Source organism: Fulvivirga sp. AWR4_260, from assembly GCF_056158185.1.
Genome location: NZ_JBSWSU010000015.1, coordinates 4,112,805 through 4,126,368, shown reverse-complemented (window position 1 = coordinate 4,126,368; position 13,564 = coordinate 4,112,805). Strand labels below are relative to the sequence as shown.

Genomic DNA, 13,564 nt, shown 5'->3' with positions numbered 1-13,564 from the left:
AGATTTCACTCATATCATTAAACGACCTAATGTTTAATGCAAGATATAGAAGTAATCATAGCTAAATACCTGGCCAGTGAAGCCTCTGCCAAAGAAGTGGACCTGCTTTATCAATGGCTTTCTGAAAATGAGGAGAATCAAAAAAAGCTTAACCATTACATTGAACTTTGGGGGCACTCATATAGAGATAAAGAATACTTTGATAGTGGATTAGGCTTAGGAAAGCTTAATGATAAAATTCTGAAAAAGCAACGCCTCAGCAGGTCTGTTTGGTTAAAGGTTGCTGCTGCTTTAGCGCTGTTTTTCGTCTCTTCACTTATTATTTGGCAAGTTTCTTCGTCAGGTTCATTGCCGGTTTCTACTATTGTAAAGGCTAACCCTTACGGTCAGAAATCTACCTTCCAACTACCTGATGGCACTATAGTAAAGCTAAATGCAGGAAGTAGCCTAGAGTATCCAGAAGAATTTGATGACGATGTCAGGTTAGTGCAGCTGTCTGGCGAAGCCTTCTTTAATGTGCAAAGAGATGAGAAACACCCATTTATAGTAGTTACTGGTGAGGTAAGTACTAAGGTGTTAGGTACCTCTTTTAATATCAATGCTTTTGCTAATGATTCTGAAATAACTGTAACGGTGGCTACTGGTAAGGTAGAAGTTTCAGAAAATACTGGTAAGCTGGTAACACTGTTGCCCCATGAGGCAGCTGTTTATAAAAAGTCAGAAAATCTACTCACCGAGCAGCCGGCAGATATGACAACCGCACTCGCTTGGAAAGAAAATAATTTACTGTTTCATAATACCAAAATTAGCAACGTCATTAACCAGTTGAGGTATTGGTATGGGGTTAAAATTAAGCTCCAAGATAATAGCCTTGGCCATTGCCATATTACTGGTTCATTTAAAGACGAGACACTTATTCATGTGCTGCAAGCTTTAGAGCTAAGTGCTAATATTCATTATAAAAAACAGGGAGACACTTACATATTGTATGGGCAAGGGTGTCAATAAAGACTAAAATAACCGGCATACTGATCACGCCTGAGAAACGATACGATCAGATACCGGAAATATGTTTAAAGCTGATAATTCACCAATGGAAACTACCTTAAACTTTTTAAATCTATGAAAAAAAAATTACTGAAGTCTATTAAAATGCTCAGCAAATACCTGATTTATGGACTCATTATACAAGCGGTGGTGAGTAATATGCTAATGGCAAGTGTTACTTCTGCGCAGAGTGTGTATCAGGTGCAAATGTCTATACAAAGAACACAGGGTGAACTCGCTCAATTTTTTCATGACATTGAGCAGCAGTCGGACTATCGTTTTACCTATAGCGAAGATCGTGTTAACCTTCAACAGCAGGTTAAGGTAGATAAGTCATATAAAACGTTAGGTGATTTACTGGCCGATATTTCTAATCAGAGCGGCATTAGCATTAAGCAAATCAATTATAACCTTATAGTAAGCAAGGCTAAAACACCATTGATAAATACTCATGATGACAGGGGAATAATAACAGGAAGAGTAGCTGATGGTGATACTGGTGATGTGCTACCTGGGGCCACCATAAGGGTGGCGGGAACTAACTATGGTGCTTCTTCTAATACCGAAGGTGAATACAGTCTGAGGGTAGCTGGCGGAGAGGTTACTATTGAGGTGAGTTATATAGGCTTCAGTACTATTGTAGAAACTATCACTATTAAAGAAGGAGAGACTATTGTAAAAGACTTTACCTTAAAAGCGGATGTTCAGGAATTGAATGCGGTGTTGGTGGTGGGAGTGTTGCAAGGGCAAGCTAAAGCCTTGAATCAACAAAAAACGGCTGATAACATTAAAAATGTAGTGGCAGCTGATCAAATTGGTCGTTTTCCAGATCCTAACGTAGCGGAAGCATTGCAACGAGTACCTGCCATCTCTGTAGAAAGAGACCAGGGTGAAGGTAGATATGTTTTGGTGAGAGGTTTGGCTCCGCAGTTTACCAATATCAATATTAATGGAGCTCAGATACCATCACCTGAAGCAGGCGTTCGCTTTATTGCTTTGGATGCTATTCCTGCTGACCAGCTGGCATCTATAGAAATATCTAAGGCGCTTACGCCTGATATGGATGGTGATGCTATTGGTGGATCTGTTAATTTAATTACCAGAACAGCTAAAAATAGTGAGGCTTCGTTTAGCGGTACACTTGTAGGTGGTTATAATAACCTGATGGATAAGGCCAATGCACAAGGATCATTGCAATATGGTCAGCGCTTTGGAAAGTCAGAGCAGCTGGGTGTTTTACTGAATTCTAGCTATTATTTTACTGACAGAGGCTCTGATAACTGGGAAAGAGATGGTAGCGAATTAGAATTTAGAGATTATGAATTGACTCGTACACGCCTCGGCCTAAGCGGAACTGTTGATTATCACTTATCAGAAAATAGTGAGATTTATGTTAGAGGTATTTATAACCGATTCACAGATCGTGAGTGGAGAAGAAGATATGTTTTTGTCCCTAATGAAGACAATTCTCCTTTTGAAGATAATGAAATAGAAAGATCTATGAAAGATAGGTTTGAGTCGCAAACCATCAGCAGTATTAGTGCTGGAGGGAAGCACACTTTTCCTAAGCTGTCTTTTGATTATGAAGCGTCATACTCTGATGCTGAGCAAGATACTCCCTTTGACAATGAAGTTAATTTCATAGGTAAGCCAGATCAGCTAAATACCGATTTTAGTAATAGCAAATGGCCGGTTATGACCTCTGTTTTTGAAGATGAAGAGGCCTTAGTAAATGGTAGTACCACTTACACTCCTCAAAATGCTTATTTAAATAATAATAACTATGCGTTTGATGTGCTGGAAACAGGGAACACGCTGGCCAAAGACCGTAACATCAGTGGTAAGATTAACATTAACCTTCCTTATAATCTGGCCAATAATGAGGCTATATTAAAATTTGGAGGTAAAGTCAGGTTTAAAGATAAAAGCTTATCAGTAACCCAAAACTCTTTTGAGTGGGAGGGTGCCGATGACTTACTTCTTAGTCAGTTTGAGGGCGGCTTAGTAGATCACCACTTTCTTGATGATCATTATCAAATAGCTGCTCATGCGGATATGGATCGTGTGTTGCGCTTTTTTAATGCCAACAGATCGGGATTTGCACTGGATACAGAATCTAAAATAGAAGACGAAAACAGTGAATCATATGAAGCTGAAGAAGATGTATATGCTGCTTATATTATGTCAAAAATTCAATTTAGAAAGCTGATGTTATTGGGAGGTGTTCGTTATGAACATACCAATGTTAATTACAAATCCAACTCCGTTATTTATGATGAAGACGGTGATTTTGATGAAGTATTAGCAGAAGAAGGCGGCACAAGTTATGACTTTATTCTTCCTCAGGTTCATTTAAAATATAACCTAAACAACAGCACTAACCTGAGAGCCGCAGCCACCTTCTCTTATGCAAGGCCTAATTTTGAAGACATAGTTCCTCAAAATGTAATTGAGCTTAGAGAAAGAGAAGGGACCATTGGTAATCCTAAGTTGGAGCCTGTAAGTGCTTTTAACCTGGATCTTATGGGAGAGAAATACTTCGGTACAATAGGTATTATTTCAGGAGGGCTTTTCTACAAAAGGTTGGATAATTTCATTTATAGCCGCACTAATTATCAAACCATTGAGGATGTAACCAACATGCGCATTACACAATCTGTAAACGGTGGAGGTGCTGATCTGGTAGGTATTGAAGTCGCTTATCAACAAAATATGACCTTTCTTCCTGGTAAACTTAAAGGACTTGGTCTATATCTGAATTACACTTATACAGCCTCTAATGCTGATCTGATCAGAGAAGAAAATCAAGAAGAGATCAACCTACCGGGCCAGTCTAAGCATGTGGGTAACGTATCACTTAGTTATGACTTGGGCAAGTTCAATACTCGTATTTCTGCTAACTACCGCGGTTCTTACTTACAAGAGATCGGTTCCGAACCGGGGGAAGACCTCTATCTAAATGAAAGACTTCAGCTAGACTGGACCATGGCTTATGCTATAAATAATAAATTCAGAGTTTTTGCCGAATTCCTTAACCTGACTAATGCTCCTTTTGAAGCCTATATGGGCAATGAAGATGTGGTGGTTCAACGAGAGTTTTATTCATGGTGGTCTAGAATAGGCCTGAAGTTTGACCTTTAATTTATAATACTTGATAAAATGAAAAAATCAATAATATACCTTTTTCTCTTAGGCCTCGCTACTTTAAGTGCTTGTGATGATAGCGAGCCAGACGTGAAGCCTAATGATGAGAATTTCCCCTTCAGATTAGTGTTGGATGCTGAAGAAGGAGCCGCTTTGCCCGATGAAGAAGATTATGGTTTGGAAGTGAAATTCGCTGATTACATTGGAAAGTTGCCTGATCAACAAATCAATTTGAACTACGCTTTTTCTGACACGGAAGGCAGCTTTGTAAATAATGTTTCTATAAGTAAAGTAACATATAAAGTAGAAGATGGTGATTGTGAATATGAGCGTGAACTCCCCTTTGTAGAATCAACAATTATATTGATAGTAGATGAAGACTTGGGGACTGTGCCAGAAGAATTCGAAATAGAATTTGCGCTTCCTGGATCTGATGACGCTGAAGGAGGTTTCACCTTTGAAATAACAGTGCTTAGCTCTCAGGCTAATGTATTGCTCAGCCAGGCGGCTACCTTCGAATATGAAGTGCTAGAAAATGATGTGGCTGGTGCTTGGGTTTTAGAACTTAATTCTGAAGAAGAATTCGAAGCTTTTAAATCAGTATTAGGAGCTATAAATGAAGATTTAACCAATCTTTCTTTTGCTGACATAACCGGTGCTGTATCATTGGAATTTGAGTTTGAAGAAATGAAAATAGAAGTAGAACTTCAAAATCCTGAGATAGAAGAAGTTTGCGAAGAGGGTGAAATAGAAGAGGAGGAAACTCACCTGGAAATAGAAGGTGAATATGAAGCTGAAGAAGGTGAACTAGAGATTGGGGGAGATCATATTATAACTGATGACGGTGTAGAAGAAGAGTTGGAATATCTAATGACCGCATCTTACGTTATCAATGAAGAGGAGCTAATCATTACTTTCTATCAAATTATTGATGAAGATCAATATGAAGAAGGAAATGAACTTTTTGCTTCGGAGAGCGGCACTGCTTTCACATTTAAAAAAGACTAATTTTTTAATCTCATAAAATAAAATTTAACCAAATGAATATTAAACTAAGTATTTATACAGCATTAGTTTTATCCTTAGGTTGGGCATGTAATAACCCTAAGCAGGAGCAAAAGGAAGAGGCTAAAGAAGTAGAGCAGCAGGAAATTTCTAAAGTAACTCCAGACGTAACTACTGAGTTGGTAAAGTATGATACTGACGACCCAGCTATCTGGATAAACCCAGAAAACCCGGAAGAAAGCCTGATTGTAGGTACAGATAAAGGTGGTGATGATGGAGATGGTGCTTTATTCGTTTTCAATTTGGAAGGCAAAATTCTTAGAGAGAAAACCATTGAAAATGTCGCTCGTCCTAACAATGTAGACATTGCTTATGGCCTAAAGCTGAATGGAAAAGCAACTGATGTAGCCGTTTGTACTGAAAGGTATACTAACTCACTGCGAATTTTCTCTTTGCCAGAGATGAAGCCTGTAGATAACGGTGGCATTGAAATCTTTAAAGGAGAAGAATTAAGAGGCCCCATGGGCATATCTTTGTATACAGATCCTAGCACTGGTAATATTTATGCTATTGCGGGTAGAAAAGATGGACCTAAAGATGGTACATATCTATGGCAATACCTGCTGGAAGATGATGGTAATGGCAATGTAAAGGGCACATTAGTGAGAAAGTTTGGTTCTTACGCTGGTCGTGAAATAGAGGCCATAGCCGTAGACTCAGAAAAAGGCTATGTTTATTATTCTGATGAAGGAGTAGGTGTAAAAAAATATTATGCCCACCCAGATAGCTCTAACGTAGAACTTGCTCTTTTCGGAAGCGGAGATTTGTTCACAGAAGATAACGAAGGTATTTCTATATACAAACATGATGATGGCACTGGCTATATTATAGTTTCAGATCAGGCGGCCAATATATTCCACTTTTTTACCCGAGAAGGAAGTAATGGCAATCCTCATGAGCATAAGTTGGTAAAATCATTGCATGCTTCCACTTTAGAAAGCGATGGTAATGAAGTGACAAGCACGGCCATTGGAGCAAAATATCCTGAAGGTTTCTTTGTAGCGATGTCTGACGACAAAACCTTTCAGATATATGACTGGCGAAAAGTGAAGCCAGAAGAAGATAAGGCTAAGAGCCAGAAATAAAACGATTCGTATTTGTCTCATGTGGCCACTTTTATTGTAAGTGGTCACTTTGTGTTTTGTGAATAAGCCTGCCTAATGTGCAGTCCGGAAATAGTAATTTGCATGCCTTTTACCGCTTTTAAAGCGAAATATCCCTGATATCTTTTATGTTGAAGTTTTGTACAGCTGATATATCAAAATCTTTCTCGGTTATTAAAGTACCTTCTAGCTGTTTTATTACGCCTATGGGGCTAAGGGATAGTAAATGGCTTTCTTTTTTTAATGCTTCTTGAAAAGAACTAATATTTTCGGCAGTTCCAAGTATTATCCATGGAAATCCATATTCTGTCTGCTGGTAAAAAATGGGTAGCTTAAACAGGCCGTTTTCTGAGAATAGTTCGTCTCCTATAGGGGGATCTTGTAGCTCTCCAATAAATTCGATTTGCGGTGTTTGAGAAAATTGACTTACGTATAAATTCAATAATAGCTGTCGTTTTTCAGTCTCAATTTTGAGGGCAATATTCTCCTGTGTTTGATTTGCGCTTGAATAGCTGGGTTGCTCTGTCCTTACCAATAGATATTCAGAACTATTGTTATGCAGTGTTAATTTATAAAGACTAAATATTTCTAGTAAAGTAGCCATATTGTTGTGAAAGCTTGATTTGATTGAAGGGTGTGTGATCGAATACGTTTCAAGTTGATTCTGTATCAGGTATCACTTGTAGTTTTATAGGTCACATTTATTAATACCCAAAAAAGTGCTCGTTGGCTAAGGTGTAAAAATCTAAACGTCCTTTGTAGGCTAGAAATAGGAACAGAGAGTCGGTTAGCGTGTGTACTATTATGGGAATCCATAAATTATAATTCGATTTGATGTATATAATCGCAAACATTACTCCAAATAAAAACGTAGTGAGCAGCCCACTTACGCCTTGATAGGCATGAGGTAAGCTGAATATGGTAGCAGATATAGCTACTAAGATGGTGTTTTGGAGTTTTGATTCTGGTATTACTGCTTTGAGCTGCCTAAATGTGAAACCCCGAAATAATATTTCTTCTCCAATACCTGCACTTATAGTTACAAAGGTTAAGTATTTTAAAAATTTCGGAAAGTTATTGAATAGGCTATTAAATGCTGAATAGTCTACTGTACTGTGGGTTACTTTAACAATAATGGGCTGAATTATGAAATCGAATACCGGTTCTATTATGGTGAATAGTATTATGGCGGTGAAAATGGTTTTGCTTAGGCTAAATTTTGAGCTTAAGCCAAGTGTTTGGAGAGATTTGTCTTGAGAGAAAACAATGGCCAATATAGCCATAATAATTATAATAAATGTATATGGAAAAGTAGTCCAAGGGTTATAAGTAAAGGCGTAAATGACTATCAGTTGGCTGATTGTTGATGTTTTGTATCGTTGACTTACTTCGGATGTTATTTTCATTTATTTGGTATTGAACCTTGAAAATAGATAATTAAAAAAGTTGGACAAAAAGGGCGGGAGAAAAGATGTTTTGTAGCTTGAACGAACTTGACTGTAGATGATTTATTCAATTAATCTATCTCATTTAAGACATAAAAAAAAGGATGTCTCTGATTTGTATTCAGAAGCATCCTTTTAAAGTAGCTGTAGAGGGAGGAGTCGAACCTCCACGGAGCGGTTAGTGCTTTTATGTGTTATTGGATACTTAAAAGAATTTATCCCGTGACCTCCACCCCCGAGACCGGAGGGCATGTCTGCCAGTTTCATCACCCTACATTGTAAATCAATTCCTTAATTGATATTTCAAAGTTAACAAAACATACCTTTAATTCAAATTTTGTTAACAAAATAACCTAAAATTTACTGATTATGTATTTTTTATGGATATTCATTATGATATTTATAATTAAATTAGCTTGTGGGGTGCTGTTTTTGATACATTTTTAATTGAAGCACTAACCTGCCTTCTGCGTGATGGTGGTTGAGTAGTATAGTCTTGCTTATTTAACTGATGGCTTCCCGCTTAAATAAAGAGTTGAGCAACTTTGCGGTTTGTGTAGCTGCTATCTCTGGTTTGAGGGCTGTATCACTTATGCCCGAAACTACTTTGGTGATATCATGATCTACCAGCCCACTCTTGTTCCATTCAGAAGCGTTAGCCGCAGTAATATAAGCTGAAAAGTTATGATGGCCCGAGCCCGGCCTTTCTCCAATAATATGGATGATGGCGTGTGGAGAAGTGCTGTTAGCATCTCCAAATAGAGCTTCACCACATGCATATCCAGCTCTTACACGTCCATGTTTAATAATAATTGATTCGTTAGCTATGCTATAATTATTTTCCGCTAATTGAACTTTCAATTTTTCAATATAAGGGAGTAAGTGGCTTTCGTCAGTTAGTGACCTTACATTTAAACCGTCAGATATAATTATCTGAACATCAGGTTTGCTAAGCCAAGAATTTTTTGTTCTAAGCAAAGCTAGAGATGCTTTTCTGCTTAACCTTTCTCCACTTTCAGGGTGGTATACATAATCTTTTCTATCTTTTGATGTAGTAGCTATGGCTAAGGCTGCAGGTATTGATTTTACTATGCTATCGTCAAATTCTGTCCATAGGCTTTTTTTCGCATCTTCATATAAGGCGTTTACTTGTGATGCTAGCCTTGGTTCTAAATCCCAATAGTTGTCACCAAAGCCTTTTGCTATAGGCACGCCTCTATCTTCTATTCTTTTAATTGCAGCTAGGCCTTCTTTGTAAATCGCTTCTTTCGATATTTCGTCACCTTTGGCCAAACAGTATTTGTAGTAAACCCATATTGGGTCACCAAAATGATCAGTGGGCTTATTATCTTCCCCAATAATTTCTATCTCTTTGAAAAAAGCCCACATGGCGTCATTAATTTTGTAATTGAACTTTTCTCTTACTTCTAGGTGATTATGAAAAGCCGTAGTTAAGTAGCTTAGCATGGGATCGTTTTTGGTGGGCAGTGCCATTAAATATGCGGGGTTGGCAGGCATGATTTCACTAATGCACCAATCTAGGTCATCTAGGCTTATGTCCATATGCAAAGTGCTACAAATGTCTAAACCAATAGGTAAGCCATGTAATTTACCCATTACGGTGTCTTCAAGGCAGCATCTTACTAGTTGTTCTTTAGTTTTGAATACTTCAGGTCCAATAAATCCTGCTACATCATTAAGGTGAACCCAAGGGATTTCATTCTCTGTTTTACCCTTGCTCATTTTCTGTTTTAGAGCTCTGACAAAGCCATATTTTCGAGCTTCGTGAATTACCATATCAAAACCTTCTCCATGCCCATTCGTGAAATCAGCTCCTTGGCCGGTTTCCGCATAAATACCGTATTGGCCATTTCTTAGGTGCGCATACTCCAGCATTTTGTCTATGGTGACATCAAAAGTTTTATTTGCAGCCACGGTGCCTGCCAAGCTTTGAAACCAAATACCAGTGCTGCCCGGAGCTTGTTTTTCTACTTCTGCTTGTATGTCAATATGAGAAAGTACGCAGTTGGGAAGGGTGTTTTCTAATTTAAATGCTTTTAAAATATCAAATAATGTGCTTTCTATCTTGGCTACCGATTCGGGGTCACTAGAAACAGGGTTTGTTCCTAAAACCAAATCTCCAACGCTGTATGACCATGCATCAAAAACTTGCCATTGAATATCTTCAGGGTTGTCCGTGGGAGAATTGGGCTGTATTCTTGCACTTAAATATCCTTTACTTCCGATTTGTGTGTTGGGAATGGGGCTGAAAACTTTTTGACCAATTTGTATAAGTTCTTCATTGCTCATGAGTTTTACAACACAGGCTATGATATCGCTGGTTAGGCCAGGAAGTATGTTTTTTATAGCAGTTTCCTTCTCTGATAATAGATAGGTTTTAAGTTGACCTAGTGTCCATTGTTTGAGGCTGTTATAGGTATCGGTGTTTGTAGAATCTTGAATTAGCGATGATAATTCATCTTCATATACCGGGCTGTTTACTAAGTCTTCTATGGTGGTGTTAGCCAATAATTCTCGAGCATGGAGCCTGCTTTCAGTGGTATCTGCAGATAATCCTAGTGTAGCATCACCTTCTTTAAACTCGTTTGCTGCGCCAATGATTTGCCTATAATATGTGAGGTCAAACTGGCCTTTTTCCCTTTTTATGTAGCTGAATACATTTTCAGTTGGCTTAGGTGTGCCTATTTTTACGTTAAGGCTATCGGTCGTAGCTTTTCTGGTGGAAAAATTGCACGAATTTAATAATAGCAAAGAGGTACTGGCTATTCCAAGCTGGTTGAGGAATTGTTTTCTGGAGATGCTCATAAGTCAATATAGGTGTATGCTCTTTCAATTTAAGCATTAAAGCAATAAGACTCAATAGTATTTATGGTGAATCATAAAACTAAGTTTGCTTGCAATAATTATATTAATAAAATAAATATTATAAAATATATCTATTTTGGATTGCTATTTTTTATCTTTAATTTATTTTTTAATATAAAAGTGAGTTATGATTGCTACAGTAGGTCTATTTTTGTGTTTAATAGCAGGTGTAAATGCAGCGTGGGTTTTAATTTGGTTTTTACTTTCGGTAAGTGGTACAGCAGGAGCTAAGCTCAGTAAGAAGACTAAATTCAATGATAAGAACACAGAGAAAAATATCGCATTAGGAGAAGATTTGTCTCGTGTGTTCTTTAAGAAATTTTTGTGGAGAATATCATTGATGGTTGTTGGGTATCTTATGTATGCGTTTGGTGTGTAATTAATGCACCATTGATAGCATTTCTTTTAATATAGCCCTCGTTTGTTTTATTTGAGAAATTTGATGCCTAATGCCATATGGCTTAGAGAGGTTTTTGAGCTTATTTTCATACAGATCAAGCAATTTTAATAGCAATTGTATATCGTTTTTGGTTTGGGTGTTTTTAGTGTAATTATAGTCTCCCACATGAATGGGAGATGATATAGCGAAACTATACTTGTCCGAAATGAAGTCATTGTTTAAGGCTGAACCATATACTTTTGCATAGATATAATCATCTTTAAAATCTTTTAGCGTGTACTGTATGGAGTATGGTGAGTGATCTTTAGTATTTACTTTTTCCGTATATATTTTTCCTTTAGAACTCCATAGTTCAAATATTAATGAATCTGCAAAGGAGTAAATAACACTTTCAATTTGAATTTCATTATTATTTTTAATTTTCTGGCCAGGTAATGAATTGTTTGCAGATAGAAGCAGTATGGGTTCATTGCTAACAAAAGAATTACCTTTTTTTATGCTTTCTAAAACCTCTTGTTTGTTAACGTTACTGTCGTTTTTGTAGGTGTAAATTCTACTATTGCCTATCGGGGCTGTTCTGAAGAAATTCATGAAAGCATCACTGCCGGCAGTTAAAAATACGGGTCTATTAAGCCTTAAAAATAAATCATATAATTTGCTGCTTCCTAATTCATCGCTCCACGTATTTACTACTTCTAAACCAATAGGGGAGTCAGTCAAAATCATAGATTGAATAATGTCTGATTCGAAATTGAGTTGATGTGACTTATCATTGAGGCTATCATTCTCAACCGGATGCACATAGCTATAGATGGCTTGTTTTTCCTTAGCAATTACATCATAATTGGATTGATCCCATTGGCTGAATAGCTCATAGTAAGGTCCCCAAAAGGCTGGTATTTTTAAGTTTTTCCCATTTATTATGCCCAAATGTCCATGGAAATGGCTTCGTAGTTCCTGGCCTACATTAATATGTTCGTTACCTGTATTAAACAATTCTACATCGCCAAGTCTCAAGCCTAGGTTCGCCACCAAAGGAAATGCGTAAGTAAGATTTTCGCCTTTCATTATAGTTGGTAGCTCTTTTAAGTCTTTAATGTTTTGTCCTCCATAGTTAATATGAAAATGACAGTCAGCAGATTGGAAGTAAAAACCTTTCCATTGATTATTCCAGATTGGCGTAGGCGAAAGTTTAATTTTGTATTTATTGGATTTTAGCTCTTTGTAGCTATAGTTATATTTAAAATATTCGTTGCCTTTCCATAATTCAATATATAAAGAGTCTCTGTTCTTTAGAGTTATGCTGGTTTCAGAATCTATGTAGGTGTATAATTTATTTGTATTAGGATCACTTTTGTAATCGAAGTTACTTTTAGGTAGCAAAAAGCTGTTTTCTGGCTGATGTGCTGATATTCTAAATACGTTGTTACTGAAAGAGGAGGTGATTTTAATTGAAACAGTGGTTGATTTTTCTTTTTTAGAGCAATTGTTAATGTCTGTTACTATCTGATGAATTTCATTGTTATTATATCGGATAGTAAGGGTGCTGTCTAGGGCAAAGGAAGTCATGTAGATAGAGCTGTCATCTGACGAAAACCGCGGGTATAGGAAATTTTCATTTGTTTTTCTGCTGATGTTTTGCATTACATCGGGCTGTGATAATGAAAACTGCTGGATGGCATAGTGCTCTTCTTGTGGTATGGAGAAAACTACATGGTTAATAAGTCTGCTGTAGTCATAATCTCCATGGCCTAGGTATTTGAACTTCTTTATAGTATGACGTACTTTTTTTGATGGGATGTATAGCTCTAAGTAATCATCACCAAAGGATCCTTTAGAAATAAATAAAAGGGAGTCATTACTTACAGGAAATGGCCTAAGCTGGTCAGAGCTGAAATCTGTAATTTGCTGGATGGTATTGTCCGCTAATTCGTATTTAAAAATGTTATACCCGCCAATATCTAGGGCCGAAAAGTAAACTTCAGAGCTGATTTTATTGAATTTCCCGTGTATGGCATTAGGTTTATTGCTTGTTAAAACAGTTTGTTTTTTTGTTTTTATGTTGAACAATACAATGGCAGTGTTATTGCCGCTATCTCTGGTCAGTACTACAAGATTGCTGTTTGGGGACCAGCTGGGTTCACTGTCAAAACTGTTATTCGGATGAGGGATTTTGTAGCATTCATTAGGGTAATTGATGAAAATCGCTCCTTTATTGCAAAAGAATGAGTATTGGCCATTTGGAGATGGTAGATAGTAAGTGGTGTCAGTACTTAATACGGGCAGTTCGTATTCTTTAAAGCTGATTTTGTTTAGAGCAAGTTGATTCTGCTTGTTAATAGTCTGACAATAAGCGTTTTTTGAGCTTAGGACTAAGGTTAAACATGAAATAGTAAATGAAAATAGTATAAATAAAGCCTTCCTTTTCTGCATAACGTTGTAATATAACACTCTAAATTAATTTGCTCAAGTGT

The 13,564-nt window shown here is 37.1% G+C and carries 9 protein-coding genes; 5 read left to right on the top strand and 4 right to left on the bottom strand.

The genetic code is table 11. The annotated features are described in order from the left end of the window. Positions 1-36: 36 nt before the first annotated feature. The 4 genes from ACXACQ_RS23245 (at position 37) to ACXACQ_RS23230 (ending at position 6,341) form a co-directional block, all read left to right on the top strand. On the top strand, positions 37-1,008 hold the full coding sequence (locus ACXACQ_RS23245) for a FecR family protein (RefSeq protein WP_474978403.1): 972 nt from the start codon (positions 37-39) through the stop codon (positions 1,006-1,008). A 114-nt stretch (positions 1,009-1,122) separates the two neighbouring features. Further along, positions 1,123-4,188, top strand: coding sequence for a TonB-dependent receptor (locus tag ACXACQ_RS23240; RefSeq protein WP_474978402.1), 3,066 nt, complete (start codon positions 1,123-1,125; stop codon positions 4,186-4,188). Positions 4,189-4,206: 18 nt separating this feature from the next. Further along, entirely contained in the window at positions 4,207-5,199 is a 993-nt protein-coding gene (locus tag ACXACQ_RS23235; protein ID WP_474978401.1) for a hypothetical protein, read from the top strand. A gap of 32 nt (positions 5,200-5,231) precedes the next feature. Beyond that, entirely contained in the window at positions 5,232-6,341 is a 1,110-nt protein-coding gene (locus ACXACQ_RS23230; RefSeq protein WP_474978400.1) for a phytase, read from the top strand. A gap of 118 nt (positions 6,342-6,459) precedes the next feature. Here the strand turns inward: ACXACQ_RS23230 and ACXACQ_RS23225 are convergent, their stop codons facing one another. From ACXACQ_RS23225 to eutB, 3 genes are all read right to left on the bottom strand, one after another. Then, positions 6,460-6,963: a hypothetical protein gene (locus tag ACXACQ_RS23225; RefSeq protein WP_474978399.1), complete on the bottom strand. Its 504-nt coding sequence runs from the start codon at positions 6,961-6,963 to the stop codon at positions 6,460-6,462. 100 nt (positions 6,964-7,063) lie between these two features. Next, positions 7,064-7,765, bottom strand: a complete 702-nt coding sequence (locus ACXACQ_RS23220; protein ID WP_474978398.1) for a CPBP family intramembrane glutamic endopeptidase — start codon at positions 7,763-7,765, stop codon at positions 7,064-7,066. Positions 7,766-8,308: 543 nt separating this feature from the next. After that, complete coding sequence (gene eutB / locus ACXACQ_RS23215) at positions 8,309-10,630, bottom strand: ethanolamine ammonia-lyase subunit EutB (protein WP_474978397.1); 2,322 nt, start codon at positions 10,628-10,630, stop codon at positions 8,309-8,311. A gap of 187 nt (positions 10,631-10,817) precedes the next feature. On the opposite strand from eutB, the gene ACXACQ_RS23210 reads away from it, so the two are divergent. Next, positions 10,818-11,069: a hypothetical protein gene (locus tag ACXACQ_RS23210; RefSeq protein ID WP_474978396.1), complete on the top strand. Its 252-nt coding sequence runs from the start codon at positions 10,818-10,820 to the stop codon at positions 11,067-11,069. Here the strand turns inward: ACXACQ_RS23210 and ACXACQ_RS23205 are convergent, their stop codons facing one another. Then, complete coding sequence (locus ACXACQ_RS23205; protein ID WP_474978395.1) at positions 11,070-13,523, bottom strand: CehA/McbA family metallohydrolase; 2,454 nt, start codon at positions 13,521-13,523, stop codon at positions 11,070-11,072. Positions 13,524-13,564 lie beyond the last annotated feature (41 nt).